The organism is Pseudomonas sp. GW823-FHT06B06, assembly GCF_058795195.1.
In genome coordinates this window covers 1-21,749 of the sequence record NZ_JBXAHO010000062.1, presented here as the reverse complement: position 1 = coordinate 21,749, position 21,749 = coordinate 1, and the positions used below count along the sequence as shown (strand labels likewise).

Sequence of the window (21,749 nt, the reverse complement as noted above, 5' to 3'; positions counted from 1 at the left end):
CCGAGTGGTGGGGCAAGAGCGCTTTGGTTACTTTCGCGCTTTTCGAAAGTGACTCGCCGTAAGGGCGAAACCATAAGTAGCCGTTACCGCAGCAACGGATATGTACCCCGTAAATACCCCGGTAGGCTGTCCACCAAAGCACCCCTAGTCCGCTTTGACGATGAATGATTCCCCGCTCAATCCGATGATCCATCACAACTGGCGCAGTGGCGCAGTGAGATCGGGAGAATTGAGTGATGCACAGCATGCGAGAAAAGACCCAGGACGAACGTGATCTGCTTGAACGGGCACGCAGCCTGGTGCCGGCACTCAAGGCACGCACGGCGCAGGCCGACAAGGACTTGAAGGTGCCGGTGGAGAGCGTCGTCGAGTTGCAGTCCGCCGGCCTGCTGCGGGCCTTGCAGCCAAAGGCGTTCGGCGGTTATGAAGTGGACCCGCGCACCTTCTTCGAAATCCAGACCATCCTCGCCGAAGGGTGCATGTCCACAGCCTGGATCTACGGTGTGATGGGCGTTCACCCCTGGCAGCTGGCGCGTTACCCGATCGAGGCGCAGCGCGAAGTCTGGGCCGATGACCACAGCGCGCTGATTTGCTCGACCTATATGCCGGCGGCCAAGGTCACGGTGGTCGAGGGCGGTTACCGCATCAGCGGGCGCTGGGGTTTCTCCAGCGGCAGCGAACACTGCCAGTGGGTGTTCCTGGGCGGCATCCTGCCACCCGATGGCGAGATGGCCGCCGAGCACGGTACCTTCCTGCTGCCGCGTCACGACTATCAGATCGAACACAACTGGGACGTGATGGGCCTGCGCGGCACCGGCAGCCATGACATCGTGGTCGAAGATGTATTCGTCCCGGCCCATCGTGTGCAACGCACCAACAATTGGACCCTCGAAGCGACACCCGGGCGCCTGGTCAACACCAACCCGATCTACGCGATCCCGTTCGCCCAGGTGTTCTCCCGCGCCGTCTCGACCTCGGCCATCGGCGCCCTGCAGGGCGCGATCAACGAGTTCCGCGACAATGCCGCCAAGCACATCGGCAAGCACGGCGCCCGTACCGCTGAGGACCCGGTGGCACAGACCGCCGTGGCCGAAGCGATGGTCACCGTCGATAGCCTGCGCCTGGTGCTGGAGCGCAACTACGAGCACCTGATGACCCTGGCCCGTGCCGGCGAATACCCGGACACCGAGACCCGTCTGTTGTATCGCTACCAGTCGGCCTATGTGACCAACATCTGCGCCGAACGCGCCAACGATCTGCTGCGCAGCATGGCCGCTTCGGGTCTGTACAACACCAACCCGGTGGCACGACTGTTCCGCGACCTGCACCAGGCGCGCGGACACATCGCCAACAACTACATGGCCTACGGGCGCAGCTACGGCGCGGTGATGCTCGGCCTGCCCAACCCGGACCCTTACGTCTGAGGCGACGGAGCCTGTTTCGCCCCCTTGGGTTTCCACCTGTCCGTGATCCACGGCCAGGTGGTCATGAGTACCTGACCTATGAACAATTATCTTGCCCTGCGCGTGGCGCGCGTGATCGAGGAAACCGCCGATGCGCGATCCCTGGTGTTCGACGTGCCCGAGCATCTGAGCGAACGTTTTCGCTATCAACCCGGCCAATTCCTGACCTTGCGCGTCCCTTTCGAGGACGGTTGGCTGCCCCGATGTTACTCATTGTCCAGCACGCCGTTGCTGGATGAGCCGTTGCGAGTAACGGTCAAGCGCGTGCACGAGGGACGCGCGTCGAACTGGTTGTGCGGCGAGTTGCAGGCCGGGCAGAACCTTGAGGTGCTGCCACCGGCCGGGGTGTTCGTGCCACGCAGCCTTGACGGTGACTTGCTGCTGTTCGGTGGCGGCAGCGGCGTGACCCCGGTGCTGTCGATCCTGCGTTCGGCGTTGCTCGCCGGAACCGGCCGGGTCCTGCTGATCTATGCCAACCGCGATGAGTCCTCGGTGATTTTCAAGGACGAACTCAGAAGCCTGGCCAGCGCTCATCCGCAGCGCCTGCAAATCGTCCATTGGCTCGATTCGGTGCAGGGCATCCCGAGCGTCGGGCAACTGGCCGAGCTGGCGCGGTCGTTTATCGACGCCCAGGCGTTCATTTGTGGTCCGGGCCCGTTCATGGACGCGGCGGTCAGTGCGCTAAAAACCCTCGGCATGCCGGATCGCCGGGTGCACGTCGAACGCTTCGTCTCGCTGCCCGGCGAAGGTGAATTGCCGCAGGTGACCAGCAGCGAGGCGGCCGTGGCCGCGCAGTTGGCGGTGCGCCTGGATGGCGAGGATCACCAGCTGGCCTGTGACAGCGGCGAAACCGTGTTGGCTGCCATGGAGCGCGCCGGCCTGAACCCACCCAGCGCCTGTCGTGTCGGTGGCTGCGCCTCGTGCATGTGCACCCTGGAAAGCGGCGAGGTCGAACTGCTGCACAACGATGCACTGGACGCGGGCGATCTGGCCGAAGGCTGGATCCTTGCCTGTCAGGCGGTGCCCACCAGCGCACAACTGCGTATCCGCTTTCCCGATTGATGCCCTCCATGATGCCAAGCACGAGCCCACGATGAATCAGAGCCTGAACCTTGCCGCGCCCCTGAGCGCTGCCCCTGTCACCCTTGCCCAGTTGGTCTTCAGCAGTGCCGAACGTTTTGCCGGGCGCACGGCCATTGAAGAACACGGCCAATGCATCGACTACGCCGATCTGCCCGATCGCGTCATGGGCTTCGCCCGGGGCTTGATGGCCTTGGGTATCCAGGCCGGTGACCGAGTTGGCGTCTGGGCGCCAAACAGTGGCGACTGGATCCTCGCGGCGCTGGGCACTCAGTGCGCCGGTGCGGTGCTGGTGCCGATCAACACGCGCATGAAGGGCCTTGAGGCCGCGGATGTGCTGGAGCGCAGCGGTTGCCGGGTGTTGTTTGTCCAGCAGCGTTTTCTCGACGTCGACTACCCGGCGCTGCTCGCACCTCATCGGCCGGCCAGCCTCGAACATCTGGTGATCATCGATGGCGACACGCCGGAGCAGCCTTCGGACCTGACGCTTGCACAGTTCCTGCAGGGTGCCGCGACTATCGATGCCGGCAGCGCCAAGCGCCGTGCAATGGCGGTCGGCCCCGAGGCCATGTGCGACCTGTTGTTCACCTCCGGCACCACCGGCAAACCCAAGGGCGTCATGAGTGGCCATGGCCAGAACCTGCGGGCCTTCACCGAATACGTCAGGGTCCTCGGCCTGGTACCAGAGGACCGCTACCTGATCGTCAATCCGTTCTTTCATGCCTTTGGCTACAAGGCCGGTTGGCTAACCTGCCTGATCGGCGGGGCGACCATCCTGCCCCATGCGGTGTTCGATGCCGAACAAGTGTTCCAGCGCATCGCCCGTGAGCGCATCAGCGTCCTGCCCGGTGCGCCGACCCTGTATCTCTCGCTGCTGGCCCATCCGCAACTCAAGCAGACCGACCTGTCGAGCCTGCGAATCGCGGTGACCGGCTCGGCGAGCATCCCGCCGAGCCTGATCGAGCGCATGCGCAATGAGCTGGGATTCGCCGTGGTGACCACCGCCTACGGCCTGACCGAGTGTGGCGGACTGGCGACCATCTGCGATCCACAAGATTCAGCGCAGGTGATTGCCGGCACCAGCGGCCGGCCGATCGCCGGCACCGAAGTGAGCATCCGCGACCCGCACAACCAGGCGCTGGACGCGGGGCAGACCGGTGAGATCTGCCTGCGTGGTTTTCACATCATGCAGGGCTATTTCCAGAACCCTGAAGCGACCCGCGAAGCCATCGACGCCGAAGGTTGGCTGCACACCGGCGATGTCGGGCGCCTGGACGGGGCGGGCAACCTGATCATCACCGATCGCTTGAAGGACATGTTCATCGTCGGCGGTTTCAACTGCTACCCGGCGGAAATCGAGGCAGCGCTGATCAGGCACCCGGCCATTGCCCAGGTGGCGGTGATCGGTGTCGCCGATGAACGCATGGGTGAAGTCGGGTGTGCCTGTGTAGTGCTGCGTGAAGGACGAGAGCTCGACGAGGCGCAATTGATCGCCTGGAGCCGGGAGCAGATGGCCAATTACAAGGTGCCGCGCCAGGTGCGCTTCCTCAATGCCTTGCCATTGAACCCGTCGAGCAAGGTGGCGAAGAACGAACTGCGCGCGCTGGTGGCCAATAGCGCCCAGGCATGAGGCGCACTCATCTCACCAAACGGACGATGTGCGCGGCATCGGCTTTTTTCATGCTGTGGCGACACCAGAAAAAACAACAACAAAAGGAGAGGAGCATGTTCACGGGAAACACTGTCGCGCGCCATTCGGGAGAGTTGAGCGTTGGTCGCTGTCTGTTGGCAACGGCCATCACCATCGCCAGTGCCACGGCCAGCGCCGCACCGAGCATCGAACTGGGGGAAAATACCACCCTGGATTCGTCGCTGACGGTCAACTACACCGCCTCCATGCGTACCGCCAAGCAGGCGAGTCAGTACCTCAACGATCCGAACAACGACGACGGCACGCGCAACTTCAAGCGCGGCTCGTTGATCAATAACCGCCTGAGCCTGTTCGGCGAACTGCAGCTCAAGCACGACAACCTTGGAGCGGTGCTGCGTGGCAGCCAGTTCTATGACGATGTCTATAACCAGAAAAATGCCAACGATTCGCCGCAGACGGTGAACAAGACCGGGCACAACGATGGTTTCAGCGACGAAACCCGCAGGCTTAGTGGCAGCATGGCGCGCCTGCTCGATGCGTATGTGTATGGCAACTTCGAGCTCGGCGAGACCCAGTACCTGTCGCTCAAGGCCGGGCGGCATCTGGTGGCCTGGGGCGAGAGCCTGTTCTGGCCCAACATCAGCCAGGGCCAGGCCCCGGTAGATGCGACCAAGTTCAACGTGCCGGGTACCGAGGCCAAGGACTCGTACTTGCCGGTAGGGCAGGTGTCCGGGTCGTGGTCGCTGAACGAAGACCTCGCGCTGGTGGGCTACTACCAGTACGAGTGGGAAAAGACCCAGCTCAATCCCGTGGGCGACTACTTCGGCAGCGACACCTTCGGTCCCGGTGCCGAGTTCTATCGCCTGGGCAGCGGGGTGGTCAACAGCCTGCCCAACGGCCTGGCGGTCGGTTATGCCGGTGAAAAAGACGCCAGCGACAGCGGCCAATGGGGCCTGGGCGTGCGCTACCGGATCACCGAGAACACCGAAGTGGGGCTGTTCCATTACCGCTATAACGAGCGCATCGGCTCGATGTTCTTCGACTTCACCGGCACCACCCAATACTCTTCGCTCAAGGGCATCGGGCACGACGGCACCGCGCCCTCCTATCGCCTGGGCTACTTCGAAGACGTCAAGCTGACAGGTGTCAGTTTCAGCTCCAAGGTCGGCGATTCGGTGCAGTACGCCGGTGACTTGAGCTACCGCGATGGCGCCTCGGTCTACCTCAACAACGGCGCGCCGACCACCGGGCAGATCTGGCAGGGCAACCTCAACGCCATGTACATCCTGGGGCCAAGCCTGCTCGCCCAGCAGACCACCTTCATGGGTGAGGTGGTGCATCAACACATCGACGGGGTCGACAGCCTGACGATCACCGGTGGCGGGGCCGGCGTGGACGGCACCTTCGACCAGTTCGAATCGAAGACCCAGACCCGTGGCTCGACCCTGTTCGGCGTCGGCGCCTACATGGATTACCCGTCCATCGCCACCGGCCTGGACCTGAGCACCAAAGTGGTATGGACGCAGAACGTCGACGGCAGCGCCTATCAGGGCCTGGGCCGCGACGAGAAGCGCCTGACCGTGGGTGGCGACTTCAAGTACCTGGGCAACTTCCAGATCGGCATGACCTATGTCGCGTACCTGAGTTCGCCGGACGTTGCCCAGGGCCGACTGCTGGCTGACCGCGACTACCTGTCGCTCAACGCCAAGTACACCTTCTGATGATCATGGCTGCGTCGCGCGTCTGGCGACGCAGTCCCTCGTTTTTAGCCCGATAAAAATAAAGAGAGGCCTGTCATGAATCCTCGTCCGACCCCATCACCGTTCAGCCCGATCACCATTGGCCCACTGACCCTGAAGAACCGCTTTATCAAGTCCGCCACCAACGAGGGCATGAGTGCCCAGAGCGTGCCGTCCAAGCAACTGGTCAAGCTGCACTCGGCCCTGGCCGCTGGCGGCATCGCCTTGACTACCGTGGCCTACTGCGCGGTGAGCAGCGATGGTCGTACCTTGCCCAACCAATTGACCCTGACCCAATCCAGCCTGCCGCACTTCAAGGCCCTGACCGAGGGTGTGCACCAGGCCGGTGGCCTGGCCAGCGCGCAGATCACCCATGGCGGTTGCTTTACCTTTATCCGCGAGCGCTCGACCAAGCGTCCGCTGTCGGCCAGCGGCGGTTTCAACAAGATAGGCCTGATGAGTGGCATGTTCCTCAAGCAGGCGATGAACGAATCCGACATGCAGCAAGTGGTGCGCGACTTCGCGCAAGGCGCACGCCTGGCACGCCAGGCGGGATTCGATGCCGTGGAAATCCACATGGGCCACGGCTACCTGCTGAGCCAGTTCATTTCGCCGATGTACAACAAGCGCCGGGACCAGTACGGCGGCAGCCTGGAAAACCGCCTGCGCTTTCCGCGCCGGGTGCTGCGAGCGGTGCTGGATGCGGTCGGCCACGACATGGCGGTGATCTGCAAATACAGCGTCACGGAAGGCGTGCGCGCCGGTAACAGCGCCGAAGACGGGGCGAAGATTGCCCGCATGCTGGAAGAAGAGGGCGCGCACTTGCTGGTGCTCAGCGCGGGTATGAATGCCGAGTCGATCACCACCATGTTCGGCTCCTCGTTCCCCAAGGAAAACCGCGTGCAGCAGAAAAACAAGATCATTGCCCTGGCGATGGCCATCCAGCGGCGCAAGGAGCCGACGGTGGAGTTCCGTGAACTCTATTTGCTCGAGCATGCGCGCAAGGTGCGTGCGGCGGTGAAAATGCCGTTGGCTTATCTGGGCGGTGCCAAGAGCCTGGCGAGCATCGAAAAAATCATGGCCGAGGGCTTTGACCTGGTCGCCATGGGCCGGGTGTTGCTGGCCGAAAATGACTACATCAACAAACTCGAAAGTGGCGCCAGCCGCGACTCGATCTGCACCGCCTGCAACCGCTGCGTGGCGATGATGTACACCCCGGGTGGCACGTCTTGCGTACTCGGCCAGCCCGGTGACGCGATATTGAACAGCCAGAAGGCGGCAGATCGCTAACAACCCAGGCAACCAATACACCACAAACCCTGTGGGATCGCCGCACCGCCGCTCCCACAGGTTTTGTGGTGTTTGTCGATCAGCCGTTCTGCAGGAAGTCGATGCAGCTGCGGTTGAACAGTTCGCGGTGTTCCACCTGGACCCAATGCCCGCAGCGGTTGAGCACAATGAAGCGGGCGTTCGGCGCGCCGTCGATGATGCGTTGGGCGCCACTGACCGGGTTGAAGTGATCGTTGGTGCCCCAGAAGCCCAGGATCGGGCACTGAATGTCACCCAACTGCGCTTCCATGTTCGGCACCATCATCGTACTGAACAGGTTCTTCGGCTGGGTCACCGCCACCGCCACGCGTTCCTGCAGCAGGCTTTCCGGCAGGATCGAGTCATCGAACAGCTGCAGGCGCATCATGCTGCGCATCTCCTCCATGCCGATGGGGCCGGCGCTGAACAGGCTGACCATGCGCACGATACCTTCCATCTTGAAGTAGGTTTCCCGCTCTTCGACACCACCGGGTGCCAGCAGAATCAGGCTCTGAACCAGGTGCGGCAGGCGCAGGGCCAGACCCAGGGCGATCGCGCCACCCAGCGAATTACCCAGCAGCGTGCAACGTCGCACACCGACCGACTCCAGGAAAGCCGCCACGCAATCGACGAAGAACTCCAGGTTGTACTGCACGTCCTCGGGTTTGTCCGAACGACCGAAACCGGGCAGGTCGAGCACCAGGTTGCGATAGCCCGCGGCGACGAATTGCGGGTAGTTGCCCTTGAAGTTGCTGAAGCCACTGGCACCCGGCCCGCTGCCGTGCAGCCACAGCACCACGGGGCCTGCGCCCTCATCCAGATAGTGCAGGCGCAGGCCGTTGGGCAGGGTCGCGTAATGGCCGACGGGCAGGGGCAGGTCTACGGGTTGGTTCATGGGGTTCTCCATTGTCTGCGGATTCATGAGGCACAACCGCGCCAGGCGCTGCAGCGGATCGAAGGGGAAACAGCGCCTGGCGAGTTGCGCGCCTTGCGAATGCTGGGCGTAGACGGGGGTGTTCACATCGTCCGTTCAGACCACGTGGCGCTAGTCCCATCGGACGATGTGTGCCCGGGGCCTTGCCGCTAATCATGCAAGTGACGGCTCCATTGCAGCGGGCCGCAGCGTATTCGCAGACTTGGAGATTGCTATGAAGTTACTCGATAAAGTGGCCTTCGTGACCGGCGCCGCGCAGGGCATGGGCCAGGCCATCGTGCGCGGTTTTGTCGCCGAAGGCGCCAAGGTGGTGGCCGTCGACCTGAACCAGGCTGCCCTGGCCGAGAGCCTGGCAGATCTGGGAGGCAGCGTACTGGCGTTGTCTTGCAACGTCGGTGACGGCGCCTCCGTGGCCGACGCCATGGGCCAGGCCGAACAGCACTTCGGCGGTCTCGACATCCTGGTCAACAACGCGGGCGTGGGCGCGCTGGACAGCTTCCTCGAAACGCCGGACGAAAGTTGGGCGCGGGTGATCGGCGTGAACCTGGGCGGCACCTTCCTGTGCTGCCGCGAGGGCGCCAAGCTGATGGTCAAGGGCGGCCGCAAGGGCGCAATCATCAACCTCTCCAGCACCGCCGCACTGACCGGTGACGGCCCAAGCCATTACTGCGCTTCGAAAGCCGGGGTGATGGGCCTGACCCGTTCGATCGCCCGTGAGTTGGCTGCCAGTGGCATACGCGTCAACACCCTGGTGCCTGGGCCGACCAACACACCGATGATGGCCGGCATCCCTGACGACTACATGCAGGCGCTGCTGAAAAACGTGCCCCTGGGCCGTATGTGCGAGACCGACGAGATTGCCCGGGTCGCGGTGTTCCTGGCCAGCGAAGATGCCAGTTTCATGACCGGGCAGAACATCGCCGTCAACGGCGGCATGGCCTTTATCTGATCAGGGAGTCACCCATGAGCAAGCGTCTACAAGGAAAAATCGCCTTCGTCACCGGTGCCGGTTCCGGCATCGGCGAAGCCACCGCATTGCGGTTCGCCGAAGAGGGCGCCACGGTGGTGCTGTGCGGGCGTCGCATCGAGCCCCTGCAGGGCGTGCAGGAAAAGATCCATGCCCAGGGTGGGCAGGCCGAGATCGCCGTCGCCGATGTCAGCGATGAACAGGCCTACGTCGGTGCGCTGCAAGCCACCGCGCAACGTCACGGGCGCCTGGACATCCTGGTCAACAACGCGATGGCCTACACCTGGGGCGGCATCGACACCATGACTACGGCCGACTGGCACGCCAATTTCGCCACCACCGTGGACGGCACCTTCTGGGGCACTCGCACCGCGATGCAATTGATGAAAGCGCAGGGCGGCGGTTCGATCGTCAACATTGCTTCGATCTGCGGCCTGTTCGGTACGGCGTGGATGGCCGGTTACTCGGCGGCCAAGGCAGCGGTGATCAACTTCAGCCGCGCAGCGGCCAGTGAAGGTGCACCGCACAACGTCCGCTGCAACGTGATCATTCCCGGTGTGGTCGACACCCCGGCCACGGCCGGCATGTTGGCCGATGCCAAGACCCGCAGCAACACGGAAAAAGTCATCCCGATGAAACGGGTCGGCCTGCCGGTGGAGTTGGCCAACGCCATTGTGTTCCTGGCCAGCGACGAGGCGTCGTATGTCACCGGCGCGAGCCTGGCGGTGGACGGCGGACGCGGTTCGGACCTGTACACGGTGCTCGACTGATGAACCAGGACAACGACAGCTTGCTTGAGCGCATCGACCGCCTGGAGTCGCTGGACGCGATCCGCCAACTGGCCGGCAAGTACGCCCTGGCCCTGGACATGCGCGACATGGACGCCATGGCCAACTGCTTCGCCCCGGACGTGCGGGTGGGCCGCGACAAGAGCGGCCGCGCGCACCTCAAGGCGTGGCTGGACGAAACCATGCGCAAGCAGTTCCACGGCACCTCCCACCACCTGGGGCAACACATCATCGAGTTCAGCGATGCCGATCACGCCACGGGCGTGGTCTATTCGAAGAACGAACATGAGACCGGTCCCGAGTGGGTGGTCATGCAAATGCTGTACTGGGACGACTACGAGCGGATCGACGGGCGCTGGTGCTTCCGTCGCCGCTTGCCGTGCTACTGGTACGCTAGCGACCTGAACAAACCGCCAATCGGCGGCCTGAAAATGCGCTGGCCAGGGCGGGAGCCTTACGCCGGTACCTTCCACGAGCTGTTTCCGTCCTGGGATGCCTTCTGGGCGCAACGCCCGGACAAGGATGCCTTGCCGCAGATCGCCGAACCTGCACCGTTGGAGGGTTTCCTCGCCAATCTGCGTCGGGGGGCGGGTGATCCGAAGATTCGGGTGCGTTGAAAACCGTGGGATCTTTGAGGTGGTGAATCGCCGGCCGCTTGCTCCTGCTGGGTAGCTCTGGCTGCCTGTTTGGTCTGGATTGGGTGTGTATCCGTTGCTGCGGTAACGGCCACCTAGGTTCTGCACTGTAGGAGCGAGCATGCTCGCGATGAACCTGAGAGCGCCGAGGGGTGTCAGGTGCCCAGCGTCATCGTTGACGACCATCGCGAGCATGCTCGCTCCTACAATGGCCCAGCGTGGCTAAACCGGCATCCATGACGGTTTAGCCACTGCGCAGAACCTCCACTCGGCCTCTCGAGGGGGCAAGAAAATCAAAAGCAACAGCCAAAGCAAGGCGGCCTGACAGCCGACCTGTTTGTCGAAGCGTGCGCTTGTGATCGTTCCCACGCGCAGCAAAGGAATGCCGCCAGGGACGCTCCGCGTTCCGCTGACGACGCATGACGTGAGCCGTGCGCAATGGTGACGCGGAGCGTCACAGGATGCATTCCCACGCAGAGCGTGGGAACGATCAGGTCGGGGGTAACCGGAAAAGTCAGGTCGGCTTTAAGGCCGCCTCGCTTTTGTTTTTGATCTGGGGTGCCCCGTTAACCACGCTGGCCGAACGCAGGCATTGCGCAGTGGGGAAACCGGCAGGACGCCGGTTTAGCCGCGCTGGGCCAGGGACGGCCCATCGCGGCGACCCACGGAGCAATGCCGGAGAGAGGGCATGCCGAGCCCTTGCGAGGCACCGAGTGGTGGGGCAAAGCCTTTTGGTTCCTTTTTGGCGTTTGAAAAAGGGACTCGCCGTAAGGGCGAAACCATAGGCGGCCGTTACCGTAGCAATGGATATGCACACCACCCTAAAAATCCCAGTCGCCAGACACAAAGCCTTCGCGACCAAGCCCGCTCCCACGAAGAGCCCAAGACCCACCCGTGCTTAGTCTCAACGGACGATGAAGCCACGCGCACTGCTTTGCACAATGCTCACCACGAAACCCTTTCAGCCAACGAGGACCCAGGCATGATCGACATTCGCGGTTTGAGCTATTTCGTCTCGCAGATCGAAAACCTCAGTCATTGGCAGCGTTACGCCGAAGACGTGCTGGGCATGCAAGTGAACCCGGCGCCGGGCGGTGGCCTGTACGTGAAAATGGACGAGCGTCCGTTTCGCATGCTGATCGTCGAAGGCGCTGAAGCGCGTTATTTGGCCTCTGGCTGGGAGTTGGCCAACGAGACGGCATTCAAGGCCGCCCTCGAGCATCTAAGTGCAGCCGGTATCGAATGGCAGCCAGGCTCCGCCGCCGAGATCGAGCAGCGCGGCGTACAGGCGCTGGTCAAGCTCACCGACCCATCGGGCAACTGCCATGAACTGAGCTGGGGCCATCGCTCAGATTGCCTGCCATTTGTCTCGCCCCAGGGTGTTCCGCGTTTCATCACTGGTGACATGGGCCTGGGTCACACGGTGCTGCCGGCGCCGAACTTCGACGCCACCATGGCGTTCGCCAAGGATGTGCTGGGCTTCGAACTGTCGGACATTTTCAACTTCCGTCCAGACCCGTCCGTGGCGCCGATCCGCATTCACTTCCTGCATTGCCAGAACGCTCGCCACCACAGCCTGGCACTGGCCGAGTACCCGGTGCCGTCAGGTTGCGTGCACGTGATGGTCGAGGTCGATTCGATGACCGAAGTCGGCCGTGCCCACGACCGTCTGCGCGCCCATGAGGTAGCCCTGTCGGCCACCCTCGGCCAGCACCTCAATGACCGCATGACCAGTTTCTACATGAAGACACCGTCCGGCTTCGACCTGGAGTACGGCTTTGGCGGGTTGCAAGTCGACTGGGCCGAGCACTCAGCGTTCGAGTTCACCCGCGTGAGCATTTGGGGGCACGACTTTTCGGTCGGCCAACGTTAAGGAATTGTCATGATGAACAAACAACTGACAGCGGCCGATGCGGTCGCTCAATTGCGCGATGGCATGACCATCGGTTTCGGCGGCTGGGGCCCGCGGCGCAAGCCGATGGCCATCGTGCGCGAGATCCTGCGCTCAGACGTCAAGGACCTGACCGTGGTCGCCTACGGCGGTCCGGAAGTGGGCATGCTGTGCGCTGCCGGCAAGGTCAAGAAGCTGGTGTTCGGTTTCGCCACCCTCGATGCCATTCCGCTGGAACCCTACTATCGCAAGGCCCGCGAAGCCGGTGAGTTGGAGTTGATGGAACTGGACGAAGGCATGTTCCAGTGGGGCCTGCGTGCCGCTGGCATGCGTCTGCCGTTCCTGCCGACTCGTTGTGGCCTGGCCACCGATGTGACGCGCCTGAACCCGCAGCTCAAGACCATCCAGTCGCCCTATGCCGATGGCGAGGTGCTGCTGGCGATGCCGGCGCTCAACCTCGACGTGGCATTCCTGCACGTCAACGTCGCCGATCGCCTGGGCAACTGCCTGGTGACCGGGCCGGACCCCTATTTCGATCACCTGTTTGCCCGCGCCGCCAAGCAGTGCTTTGTCTCGTGCGAGCGCCTGGAAGATCACCTGGCGCTGAGCGCCGAGCAAGCCCGCTTCAATACTTTCGAGCGCTATCTGGTGAGCGGCGTGGTGCATGCGCCCCTGGGTGCGCACCCGACACTCTGCGCCCCCGACTACGGCTGGGACATGAAGCATCTCAAGGGTTACGTCGCCAGCAGCCAGGCGGAGAACGGCTGGCAGGACTATGTGCAGACCTACATCGCCGGTGGCGAGCAGGCCTATCAGGCACAGAACGGCGGTGCCGACTCCATGGGCGCCTTGCCCCTTCCCGTGTTCTGAGGAATATCGACCATGTCTGCAACCTGTGATTTCACCCTGGCTGAACTGATGATCGTCGCTGCCAGCGAAGCGTGGCGCGGCAATGGCGAGGTGATTGCCTCGGGCCTGGGCGTGATCCCGCGCCTGGGCGCCAGCCTGGCCAAACTGACCCACAGCCCGGAACTGTTGATGACCGACAGCGAGGCGTTCCTGGTCGAAGAGCCGATCCCGCTGGGTCCGCGTGGCGACTACGTACCGCGTTATTCGGGCTACATGTCGTTCGAGCGAGTGTTCGAATGCGTGTGGGGCGGACGCCGCCACGCGATGATCGGGCCAACCCAGATCGACCGCTGGGGCCAGACCAACCTGTCCTGCGTCGGCGATTATCAAAAGCCCAAAACGGCGATCCTCGGCGTGCGCGGCCTGCCGGGCAACAGCATCAACCACCTCAACTCGTTCTTCGTGCCCAGCCATAACAGTCGGGTGTTCGTCAGCGGCGAAGTGGACATGGTTTCCGGTGTCGGTTTCAAGGCCGAGCGCTGGCCCGAAGGTACGCGTCGCGACCTGATGGACATTCATTGCGTGGTCAGCGACCTGTGCGTCCTCGACTTCAACGGTCCGGACCGGGCAGTGCAGGTGCGTTCGCTGCACCCCGGCGTGAGTTTCGAGCAGGTCCAGGACAACACCGGCTTCCCGTTGCTCAAGTCGGCGCAGTTGCACGAAACCGCGCATCCGACCCCTGAGCAGTTAGCGCTGATCCGCCGACTCGATCCCCACGAATACCGCGCCACGGCGATCAAGGGCAACCCGCCCGGCATCCGTACGGCCTGAGACAAGGAGGCGAGCATGCACAGCAGCGACAGTGAATTCATCGTCCGCCAGGACAACGCCGTCTACGAGACGGACACCCCGGTGCTGTACAGCGTGGCCGAGGGTATTGCCACGTTGACGCTGAACCGGCCGACCTTCAACAACGCGCAAAACTCGCAGATGACTTACGCCCTGGACGGCTTTTTCCGCCAGGCGGTGAACGATGACAGCGTCAAGGTCATCGTCCTCAGGGGCAACGGCAAGCACTTCTCGGCGGGCCACGATATCGGCACGCCGGGGCGGGATATCGACAAGCCGTTCGAGCGCGCGCACCTGTGGTGGGACCACACCAACAAGCCCGGTGGCGAGCAACTGTATGCCCGTGAGCAGGAGGTGTACCTGGGCATGTGCCGACGCTGGCGCGAACTGCCCAAGCCGACCATCGCCATGGTCCATGGCGCGTGCGTGGCGGGCGGGCTGATGCTGGCCTGGGTCTGCGACCTGATCGTTGCCAGCGACGACGCGTTCTTCCAGGACCCGGTGGTGCGCATGGGTATTCCGGGGGTGGAGTATTTTGCCCATCCCTATGAAATGAACCCGCGAATCGCCAAGGAATTCCTCTTCACCGGCGACCGCATGAGCGCCACCCGAGCCTGGCAAGTGGGCATGGTCAACCGCCTGGTCAGCCGTGATGAGCTGGAGCAGGCCACCTATGCCCTGGCCGCCGGCATTGCCCGTCAGCCGCGCATGGGCCTGGCCCTGACCAAGCAGGCGATCAACCACGTCGAAGACCTGCAAGGCAAACGCACGGCGATGGATGCCGTGTTCGCCTGGCATCACTTTGCCCATGCCCATAACGAGCTGTTGTCCGGCGACAAACTGGGCGGCTTCGACGCCAAGGGCATGGCCCGGGCCAACAAGCAGGCCGAGGACAAAAGCCAATGAACCGCTGGCTGGATACACCACTGACCGAGGCCCTCGGTTGCCGTTACCCGATCGTGCAGACCGCCATGGGGTGGGTCGCCGACGCCAACCTGGTGATCGCCACGACCCAGGCCGGGGGCTTCGGTTTCCTGGCTGGCGCGACCATCGCGGCCGACGAACTGGAAGGCGAAATCCGCAAGGTGATCGACGCCACTGGCGCCAGCAACTTCGGGCTCAATTTCCATATGTTCCAGGACAACGCCGCGCAGTGCGTCGACCTGGCGATCAAGTACCGTCTGCGCGCCGTGAGTTACGGGCGCGGTCCGGACAAACAGACCATCGCCCGCTTCAAGGCGGCCAAGGTGCTGTGCATTCCAACTGTCGGCGCCCTCAAGCATGCGCTCAAGGCCGTGGAACTGGGCGCCGACATGATCACCATCCAGGGCGGTGAGGGCGGCGGCCATACTGGCGGCGTACCGAGTTCGATCCTGCTGCCCCAGGTGCTGGCGGCGGTCAAGGTACCGGTGATCGCGGCCGGAGGATTCGCCACCGGCCGTGGCCTGGCCTCGGTGCTCGCTGCCGGTGGTGCCGGCATCGCCATGGGCACGCGGTTCCTCATGACCCGCGAATCGCCGACACCGGCCGCGACCCTCGAACGTTACCTGAAGGTCAACGATCCGCAGTTGGTGCGCGTGACCACGGCGGTGGATGGCATGCGCCACCGGATGATCGAAAACCGCTTCATCAATCACCTGGAACAGGCGGGCCCCTTCGGTCGCCTGCGCATAGCCCTGGGCAGCGCGTGGCAGTGGAAGCAGCAGACCGGCATGAGCCTGGGGCACATGGCTGCAGTCTTCCTGCGCGCATTGCGTGAAGACCCCTCGCAACTGTCGCAGGTGGTGATGGCCGCCAACCAGCCGGTGCTGTTGCAGCGCTCGATGGTCGATGGCGCTCCGGACGAGGGCATCCTGCCCAGCGGCCAGGTCGCCGCAGCCATTGGCGAATTGCTCAGTTGCCGCGAAGTCATCGAAGGCATCGCCAGCGAGGCCCAGCACTGCCTGGATGCGCTCCTGGCACGCAGCCAGACACACGCCACGAATCAACCCGCCAGTATCGGAGAACCCCTGTGAACCAGGCATTTACGACACAACTCAATCAGGGGATCGCTGAACTGGTGATCGCCAAGCCACCGGTTAATGCCCTCGACAGCCAGGAATGGCATGCCCTGGCGCGACAGATCGAAGCGCTCGGGGCCAATCCCGAGGTGCGGGTGATCGTGATCCGCGCCGAAGGCCGCGGTTTTTGCGCCGGTGTCGACATCAAGGAACTGGACAAGCATCCGGAGCGAATCGTCGAGGTCAACGCCGGTAACTACGCCACCTTCAAGGCCGTGCACCGCAACCCGGTGCCGGTGATTGTCGCGGTCCATGGTTTTGTCCTGGGCGGTGGTATCGGCATCACCGGGGCGGCGGACATCGTCGTCGCCTCCGAATGCGCGACCTTCGCTCTGCCCGAAGTCGACCGTGGCGCCATGGGCGGCGGTGCGCACTTGCAACGGCTGTTCCCGGTACAAAAAGTTCGTTACCTGTTCTTTACCGGGGACAGCATCGGCGCCCCTGAAGCCCTGCAGTACGGCTTTATCGAACGCATTGTCAGCAAGGACCAGTTGCGCGAAACCGCCTTGGGCATCGCGGCGAAAATCGCCGAGAAGAGCCCGGGCATGATCCGCATTGCCAAGGAAGCCTTGAACGGTATCGAAGACGGCAACCTGGAAGATAAATACCGCTGGGAACAGGGCTTCACCATGCAGGCCTACAGCAGCCCGGACTCCGCGGAAACGCGGCGGGCCTTCGTCGAAAAACGCGACGCCAAGTTCTGAGATAACGCCATGGACCTGACTTATACCTCCAAGCAAAACGCCTTCCGCGCCGAAGTACGGGCCTGGTTGGCGGCCAATGTGCCCCGTGAACCCTTGGCCAGCTACGACACCCGCGAAGGCTTCGAGCAGCACCGCGCCTGGGAGGCCACGCTATTCGAGAGCCGCTGGTCGATGGTGATGTGGCCAGCCGAACTGGGCGGTCGCGGCAGCGATTTGATCGAGTGGCTGATCTTCGAAGAAGAGTATTACGGTGCCGGCGCGCCGATGCGCGTCAACCAGAACGGCCAGCTGTTGCTGGGCCCGACCCTGATGGAATTCGGTACCCCGGAGCAGAAGCAGCGTTTCCTGCCGCGCATGGCGGCCAGCCTGGACATGTGGGCGCAAGGCTGGTCGGAGCCCAACGCCGGCTCCGACATGGCGGCGATCACCAGCAAAGCGCTGCTCGACGGCGACCATTACGTGATCAACGGGCAGAAAACCTGGTCGACCCGGGCGATCTACGCCGACTGGCTGTTCGGCCTGTTCCGCAGCGAGCCGGGGTCGGCCCGTCACCACGGCCTGTCCTTCATCATGGTGCCGCTCGATACGCCGGGGGTGAGCATTCGCCCGATCAAGGCGCTCAACGGCAAGGACGCTTTCGCCGAGGTGTTTTTCGACGACGTGCGGGTGCCGGTGGCCAACCGCATCGGCGCCGAGGGGCAGGGTTGGCACGTGGCGATGGCCACCGCTGGTTTCGAGCGCGGCCTGCTACTGCGTTCACCGGCGCGCTTCCAGGCCACGGCACGCAAGCTGGTCGAGCTGTACAAGGCCAACCGCGCCAGCGCCGACCGCGATCCGGGCCTGCGCGATGCCGTGCTGGAGACTTGGATGGGTGCCGAGGCCTATGCGTTGTCGGCCTACCACACCGTGGGACGCTTGAGCAGGGGCGAGCAGATCGGCGCCGAATCAAGCATCAACAAGATCATCTGGTCGGAGCTGGACCTGAAGATGCACGAGACCGCCATGCGCATTCTCGGTACGCGCGGCGAGCTGGTTGCAAAAGGCGCGCAGGCGGGCGATGCGGCGGGTTGGCTGGAGGGTTTCCTGTTTGCCCAGTCCGGGCCGATCTATGCCGGCACCAACGAAATCCAGCGCAACATCATTGCCGAGCGCATGCTCGGTTTGCCGAAATAAGGAACCGCCATGGACTTCACTTTCAACGATGACCAGTTGGCGTTCCACGAAGCCATCAGTCGTTTCCTGATGACCGAAGCCGCCCCGGAAATGCTCCGGGAAATCTGGGAGACCGATGCCGGGCGCTCCCGCGACCTGCGCAACAAGATCGCCGGCCAGGGCCTGACCGCCTTGTCGGTGCCCGAGGCCGAAGGCGGCCTGGGCATGGACGATGTGACCTGGGCCCTGATGACCCAGGAGCTGGGTTACTACGCCATTCCCGACTCATTGGCCGACACCGCCTATGTCGCCAGCGGCTTGCTCGCCGCTCTGCCGGCGCAGCATCCGGCCCGCGCCGACCTGTTGCCGCGTATCGCCGATGGCAGCTTGCGCCTGGCGATCAGTCATCCAGTCAATGCGCTGGTCAGTGATGCGCAATTGGCCGAAGTGTTGATCCTCACCGATGGCGATGACATCCATGTGGTGCCGCGCTCCGAGGTCGAGGTGGAAAACCACCCGAGCATCGATGCCTCGCGACGCCTGGGGCGGGTGACCTGGACTCCGTCGCCGACCACCTGCGTGGCCAGTGGCGAGCAGGGACGGACCTTGCAGGCGCACCTGCTGGACCGCGGTGCACTGTCGGTGGCCGGGCAACTGCTGGGGCTGGCGCAGCGCATGCTCGACCTGTCGGTGGACTACGTGGCCCAGCGCAAACAGTTCGGCAAGCCGATCGGCAGCTTCCAGGCGGTCAAGCATCACCTCGCCGATGTCGCCCGCTACATCGAACAGGCCAAGCCGGTGCTGTACCGCGCGGCCCATGCCTTGGCGCGGGGTGACGTCAACGCGGGCGCCTGGGTCTCGCAAGCGCGCCTGGCGGCCAACGAAGCGAGCTGGCTCGCCGCGCGCAAGGGTATCCAGGTGCATGGTGCGATGGGGTACACCTGGGAGGTGGATTTGCAGATGTTCATGAAACGCGCCTGGGCCCTCGATGCGTCCTGGGGCGACCGCGGCTTTCACAAAACCCGTGTCAGCGACTACCTGTTCGCCGACGCCACCGGCCTGGGGCCGGGGCATACTTTCGAGGAATGAGTCATGGCACAGGCCTACATTGTTGATGCACTGCGCAGCCCCACCGGCAAACGCAAGGGCTCATTGAGCGAGATCCACGCCATTGACCTGGGCGCCCATGTGCTCAAGGCGCTGGTGGCGCGCAACGTGATCCCCGCCGAAGACTATGACGACGTGATATTCGGTTGCGTCGACACCATCGGTTCCCAGGCTGGCGATATCGCCCGCACCAGCTGGCTGGCTGCCGGCTTGCCGCTGACGGTGCCCGGCACCACCGTGGATCGTCAGTGTGGTTCGTCGCAACAGGCGCTGCATTTCGCCGCGCAGGCGGTCATGAGCGGCACCCAGGATGTGGTCGCGGTGGGTGGGGTACAGACGATGACCCAGATTCCGATTTCCTCCGCGATGCTGGCCGGCCAGCCCCTGGGCTTTGCCGATCCGTTCTCGGGCAGCGTTGGCTGGCGTGCGCGGTTTGGCCAGCAGCCCGTCAACCAGTTCTACGCCGCGCAACGGATCGCCGATCATTGGCAGATCAGCCGCGAGCAGATGGAAGCCTTTGCCTTGCAGAGCCACGAACGCGCCCTGGCGGCCATCGCCAGTGGCCGATTCGCCCGGGAAATCGTCAGCTGCCAAGGTCTGGCGGTGGATGAAACGCCGCGTCACAGCAGCCTGGCGAAGATGGCCGAGTTGCAACCGGTGGACCCGCAGTTCCCGTCGATCACCGCCGCCGTGTCCAGCCAGACCTGCGACGCCTCGGCGGCACTGCTGGTGGTGTCCGAGGCGGCGCTCAAGCGCTACGACCTGACGCCACGGGCGCGGATTCATCACCTGACGGTGCTCGGTGACGATCCGATCTGGCACCTCACCGCACCGATCGCCGCCACCCGCCGGGCCTTGGCCAAGAGTGGCCTGAGCATGGGCGACATCGATCGGGTCGAGATCAACGAAGCCTTCGCCTCGGTGGTCATGGCCTGGGCCAAGGAGCTCGATTACGACCCGGCGCGCACCAACGTCAACGGCGGCGCGATTGCCCTCGGTCATCCGCTGGGCGCCACCGGCGCACGCTTGATGACCACGCTGCTCAACGAACTGGAATGCAGCGGCGGTCGCTACGGCCTGCAAACCATGTGTGAAGGCGGCGGGCAGGCCAACGTGACCATTATCGAACGCCTGTAATTTTTCATGCGGGCCGCCGCTTCGGGCGCGCGGCCACACAAATTCTCAAGGAGTCAAACATGGCTATGTGTGCAGACCGCACCGTGATCATCACCGGGGCCGGCGGTGGCCTCGGTCGCGCCTACGCGCTGGCGTTCGCCGCGCAAGGGGCCAATGTAGTGGTCAACGATATTCGCGCCGAGGCCGCAGAAGATGTGGCAGGGGAGATTCGCGCCAACGGTGGCCAGGCCATCGCCAACAGCGATGACATCACCACCCTGGCCACCGCGCAGCGCATCGTCGATGCGGCACTGGCGGCGTTCGGTGAAGTGCATGTGCTGATCAACAACGCCGGCGTGTTGCGCGACCGCATGTTCATCAGCCTCAGTGAAGAAGACTGGGACATGGTCATGCGCGTCCACCTCAAGGGCCATTATTGCCTGGCCAACATCCTCGGCCGCCGCTGGCGCGACCTGGCCAAGGCCGGCACGCCGGTGGACGCGCGGATCATCAACACCAGCTCCGGCGCCGGGTTACAGGGCTCGGTGGGGCAGTCCAATTATTCGGCGGCCAAGGGCGGAATCGCCTCGCTGACCCTGGTGCAGGCGGCGGAATTGGCGCGCTATGGCGTCACTGCCAACGCACTGGCGCCGGCCGCACGCACCTCGATGACCGAGAGCGCCATGCCCGACGTGGTGAAGAAACCCGAGGACGGCAGCTTCGACGCCTGGGCTGCAGAGAACGTCGCGCCGCTGGTGGTGTGGCTGGGCAGCCCGGCGTCGGCCCACGTCACCGGCCAGGTCTTCGAAAGCCAGGGCGGTCGCATCTCCCTGGGCGATGGCTGGCGCACGGGCGTTACCTGCGACAAGGGCGCGTTGTGGAAAGTCGAAGAGATCGGCGCGGCGGTGGATGCAATTCTTGCTGAAGCGCCGAAGGCGCAGAAAGTCTGGGGAAGCTGAAGCCCTCGACCTGCAGGGGGGGAGTTGGCTTGTCGGCGAAGGCGTCCTGGCAGACGATAATTTGTCTTTCAGGTGTACATATCCGTTCCTGCGGTAACGGCCACTTAGTGTTTCGCTTTTACAGCGAGTTATTTGGAAGAGCCTGTAGGAGCGAGCATGCTCGCGATGGAGGTTAACGATGACGCGGGGAGCCTGACACCCCGTGGTGCCCTCAGGTTTTTCGCGAGCATGCTCGCGATGGTCGTGAACGATAACGCGTTAAACCAGATGCCCCGCGGCACCCTCGGGTTTTTCGCGAGCATGCTCGCTCCTACAGGTGATCCAGGTACAGCCGTCAAAGTCAGGTCGGCTTTAAGGCCGCCTCGCTTTGCTGTTGATCGCAGGCGCCCCGTTAACCACGAAGGCCGAACGCAGGCATTACGCAGTGGGTAAACCGGCAGGACGCCGGTTTAGCCGCGCTGGGCCAGGGACGGCCCATCGCGGCGACCCACGGAGCA

General features: G+C 63.7%; 19 protein-coding genes and 1 pseudogene. 18 read left to right on the top strand and 2 right to left on the bottom strand.

The annotated features are described in order from the left end of the window. Nucleotides 1–236 precede the first annotated feature (236 nt). The 5 genes from AC1Q8Q_RS30615 to AC1Q8Q_RS30595 all read left to right on the top strand — a co-directional run bounded on the left by AC1Q8Q_RS30615 (nt 237) and on the right by AC1Q8Q_RS30595 (nt 7,223). Entirely contained in the window at nt 237–1,424 is a 1,188-nt protein-coding gene (locus AC1Q8Q_RS30615; protein ID WP_020801201.1) for an acyl-CoA dehydrogenase family protein, read from the top strand. 78 nt (nt 1,425–1,502) lie between these two features. After that, entirely contained in the window at nt 1,503–2,525 is a 1,023-nt protein-coding gene (locus tag AC1Q8Q_RS30610) for a ferredoxin--NADP reductase (RefSeq protein WP_020801200.1), read from the top strand. A 31-nt stretch (nt 2,526–2,556) separates the two neighbouring features. After that, complete coding sequence (locus AC1Q8Q_RS30605; RefSeq protein ID WP_033043320.1) at nt 2,557–4,173, top strand: FadD3 family acyl-CoA ligase; 1,617 nt, start codon at nt 2,557–2,559, stop codon at nt 4,171–4,173. 95 nt (nt 4,174–4,268) lie between these two features. Beyond that, nucleotides 4,269–5,915, top strand: a complete 1,647-nt coding sequence (locus AC1Q8Q_RS30600; protein ID WP_179057051.1) for a DUF1302 domain-containing protein — start codon at nt 4,269–4,271, stop codon at nt 5,913–5,915. Between the two features lie 75 nt (nt 5,916–5,990). Beyond that, a complete protein-coding gene (locus AC1Q8Q_RS30595) occupies nt 5,991–7,223 on the top strand; it encodes an NADH:flavin oxidoreductase (protein ID WP_020801197.1) in 1,233 nt (410 codons plus the stop codon). A 79-nt stretch (nt 7,224–7,302) separates the two neighbouring features. Here AC1Q8Q_RS30595 and AC1Q8Q_RS30590 read toward each other — a convergent pair whose 3' ends face one another. Then, nucleotides 7,303–8,136 (bottom strand): alpha/beta fold hydrolase, encoded by an 834-nt coding sequence (locus AC1Q8Q_RS30590; protein ID WP_492615899.1) that lies wholly within the window; start codon nt 8,134–8,136, stop codon nt 7,303–7,305. A gap of 253 nt (nt 8,137–8,389) precedes the next feature. On the opposite strand from AC1Q8Q_RS30590, the gene AC1Q8Q_RS30585 reads away from it, so the two are divergent. Genes AC1Q8Q_RS30585 through AC1Q8Q_RS30575 form a run of 3 tightly spaced genes read left to right on the top strand, consistent with a single transcriptional unit; the run spans nt 8,390 to nt 10,547 of the window. Continuing rightward, the gene (locus AC1Q8Q_RS30585) at nt 8,390–9,124 is read left to right on the top strand and encodes an SDR family NAD(P)-dependent oxidoreductase (protein ID WP_168758559.1); all 735 of its coding nucleotides are present in this window, start codon (nt 8,390–8,392) and stop codon (nt 9,122–9,124) included. 14 nt (nt 9,125–9,138) lie between these two features. Continuing rightward, a complete protein-coding gene (locus AC1Q8Q_RS30580) occupies nt 9,139–9,912 on the top strand; it encodes an SDR family NAD(P)-dependent oxidoreductase (RefSeq protein ID WP_020801194.1) in 774 nt (257 codons plus the stop codon). Continuing rightward, a complete protein-coding gene (locus tag AC1Q8Q_RS30575) occupies nt 9,912–10,547 on the top strand; it encodes a nuclear transport factor 2 family protein (RefSeq protein ID WP_020801193.1) in 636 nt (211 codons plus the stop codon). The genes AC1Q8Q_RS30580 and AC1Q8Q_RS30575 overlap by 1 nt, the downstream gene beginning before the upstream one ends. A 123-nt stretch (nt 10,548–10,670) precedes the next feature. Here the strand turns inward: AC1Q8Q_RS30575 and AC1Q8Q_RS30570 are convergent. Next, nucleotides 10,671–10,760 (bottom strand): annotated as a pseudogene (locus tag AC1Q8Q_RS30570) (outer membrane lipoprotein carrier protein LolA); the annotation flags it as partial. Between the two features lie 787 nt (nt 10,761–11,547). Between AC1Q8Q_RS30570 and AC1Q8Q_RS30565 the strand changes: the two are divergent. From AC1Q8Q_RS30565 to AC1Q8Q_RS30520, 10 genes are read left to right on the top strand one after another with little or no spacing between them, the layout of a single operon-like run. Continuing rightward, on the top strand, nt 11,548–12,438 hold the full coding sequence (locus AC1Q8Q_RS30565; protein WP_492615898.1) for a VOC family protein: 891 nt from the start codon (nt 11,548–11,550) through the stop codon (nt 12,436–12,438). A 12-nt stretch (nt 12,439–12,450) separates the two neighbouring features. After that, nucleotides 12,451–13,326, top strand: coding sequence for a CoA transferase subunit A (locus tag AC1Q8Q_RS30560; protein WP_492615900.1), 876 nt, complete (start codon nt 12,451–12,453; stop codon nt 13,324–13,326). A gap of 12 nt (nt 13,327–13,338) precedes the next feature. Beyond that, nucleotides 13,339–14,136, top strand: coding sequence for a CoA-transferase subunit beta (locus AC1Q8Q_RS30555; RefSeq protein WP_020796877.1), 798 nt, complete (start codon nt 13,339–13,341; stop codon nt 14,134–14,136). A 15-nt stretch (nt 14,137–14,151) separates the two neighbouring features. After that, nucleotides 14,152–15,060: an enoyl-CoA hydratase gene (locus AC1Q8Q_RS30550; RefSeq protein ID WP_020796878.1), complete on the top strand. Its 909-nt coding sequence runs from the start codon at nt 14,152–14,154 to the stop codon at nt 15,058–15,060. Continuing rightward, entirely contained in the window at nt 15,057–16,169 is a 1,113-nt protein-coding gene (locus AC1Q8Q_RS30545; RefSeq protein WP_020796879.1) for an NAD(P)H-dependent flavin oxidoreductase, read from the top strand. The genes AC1Q8Q_RS30550 and AC1Q8Q_RS30545 overlap by 4 nt, the downstream gene beginning before the upstream one ends. Continuing rightward, complete coding sequence (locus tag AC1Q8Q_RS30540; RefSeq protein ID WP_020796880.1) at nt 16,166–16,918, top strand: enoyl-CoA hydratase family protein; 753 nt, start codon at nt 16,166–16,168, stop codon at nt 16,916–16,918. Before AC1Q8Q_RS30545 ends, AC1Q8Q_RS30540 begins: the two co-directional genes overlap by 4 nt. Nucleotides 16,919–16,927: 9 nt before the next feature. Next, nucleotides 16,928–18,091 (top strand): acyl-CoA dehydrogenase family protein, encoded by a 1,164-nt coding sequence (locus AC1Q8Q_RS30535; RefSeq protein ID WP_033043316.1) that lies wholly within the window; start codon nt 16,928–16,930, stop codon nt 18,089–18,091. Between the two features lie 9 nt (nt 18,092–18,100). Continuing rightward, complete coding sequence (locus AC1Q8Q_RS30530) at nt 18,101–19,159, top strand: acyl-CoA dehydrogenase family protein (RefSeq protein ID WP_020796882.1); 1,059 nt, start codon at nt 18,101–18,103, stop codon at nt 19,157–19,159. Between the two features lie 3 nt (nt 19,160–19,162). After that, nucleotides 19,163–20,314, top strand: coding sequence for an acetyl-CoA C-acetyltransferase (locus tag AC1Q8Q_RS30525; RefSeq protein ID WP_020796883.1), 1,152 nt, complete (start codon nt 19,163–19,165; stop codon nt 20,312–20,314). 59 nt (nt 20,315–20,373) lie between these two features. Next, entirely contained in the window at nt 20,374–21,252 is an 879-nt protein-coding gene (locus AC1Q8Q_RS30520) for an SDR family oxidoreductase (RefSeq protein ID WP_033043317.1), read from the top strand. The last annotated feature ends 497 nt before the right edge of the window (nt 21,253–21,749 follow it).

Excerpts from the sequence above, each read along its gene's own strand:
- AC1Q8Q_RS30615 (WP_020801201.1), top strand. The coding sequence starts at position 237 with ATGCACAGCATGCGAGAAAAGACCCAGGACGAACGTGATCTGCTTGAA.
- AC1Q8Q_RS30610 (WP_020801200.1), top strand. The coding sequence starts at position 1,503 with ATGAACAATTATCTTGCCCTGCGCGTGGCGCGCGTGATCGAGGAAACC.
- AC1Q8Q_RS30605 (WP_033043320.1), top strand. The coding sequence starts at position 2,557 with ATGAATCAGAGCCTGAACCTTGCCGCGCCCCTGAGCGCTGCCCCTGTC.
- AC1Q8Q_RS30600 (WP_179057051.1), top strand. The coding sequence starts at position 4,269 with ATGTTCACGGGAAACACTGTCGCGCGCCATTCGGGAGAGTTGAGCGTT.
- AC1Q8Q_RS30595 (WP_020801197.1), top strand. The coding sequence starts at position 5,991 with ATGAATCCTCGTCCGACCCCATCACCGTTCAGCCCGATCACCATTGGC.
- AC1Q8Q_RS30590 (WP_492615899.1), bottom strand. The coding sequence starts at position 8,136 with ATGAACCAACCCGTAGACCTGCCCCTGCCCGTCGGCCATTACGCGACC.
- AC1Q8Q_RS30585 (WP_168758559.1), top strand. The coding sequence starts at position 8,390 with ATGAAGTTACTCGATAAAGTGGCCTTCGTGACCGGCGCCGCGCAGGGC.
- AC1Q8Q_RS30580 (WP_020801194.1), top strand. The coding sequence starts at position 9,139 with ATGAGCAAGCGTCTACAAGGAAAAATCGCCTTCGTCACCGGTGCCGGT.
- AC1Q8Q_RS30575 (WP_020801193.1), top strand. The coding sequence starts at position 9,912 with ATGAACCAGGACAACGACAGCTTGCTTGAGCGCATCGACCGCCTGGAG.
- AC1Q8Q_RS30565 (WP_492615898.1), top strand. The coding sequence starts at position 11,548 with ATGATCGACATTCGCGGTTTGAGCTATTTCGTCTCGCAGATCGAAAAC.
- AC1Q8Q_RS30560 (WP_492615900.1), top strand. The coding sequence starts at position 12,451 with ATGAACAAACAACTGACAGCGGCCGATGCGGTCGCTCAATTGCGCGAT.
- AC1Q8Q_RS30555 (WP_020796877.1), top strand. The coding sequence starts at position 13,339 with ATGTCTGCAACCTGTGATTTCACCCTGGCTGAACTGATGATCGTCGCT.
- AC1Q8Q_RS30550 (WP_020796878.1), top strand. The coding sequence starts at position 14,152 with ATGCACAGCAGCGACAGTGAATTCATCGTCCGCCAGGACAACGCCGTC.
- AC1Q8Q_RS30545 (WP_020796879.1), top strand. The coding sequence starts at position 15,057 with ATGAACCGCTGGCTGGATACACCACTGACCGAGGCCCTCGGTTGCCGT.
- AC1Q8Q_RS30535 (WP_033043316.1), top strand. The coding sequence starts at position 16,928 with ATGGACCTGACTTATACCTCCAAGCAAAACGCCTTCCGCGCCGAAGTA.
- AC1Q8Q_RS30530 (WP_020796882.1), top strand. The coding sequence starts at position 18,101 with ATGGACTTCACTTTCAACGATGACCAGTTGGCGTTCCACGAAGCCATC.
- AC1Q8Q_RS30525 (WP_020796883.1), top strand. The coding sequence starts at position 19,163 with ATGGCACAGGCCTACATTGTTGATGCACTGCGCAGCCCCACCGGCAAA.
- AC1Q8Q_RS30520 (WP_033043317.1), top strand. The coding sequence starts at position 20,374 with ATGGCTATGTGTGCAGACCGCACCGTGATCATCACCGGGGCCGGCGGT.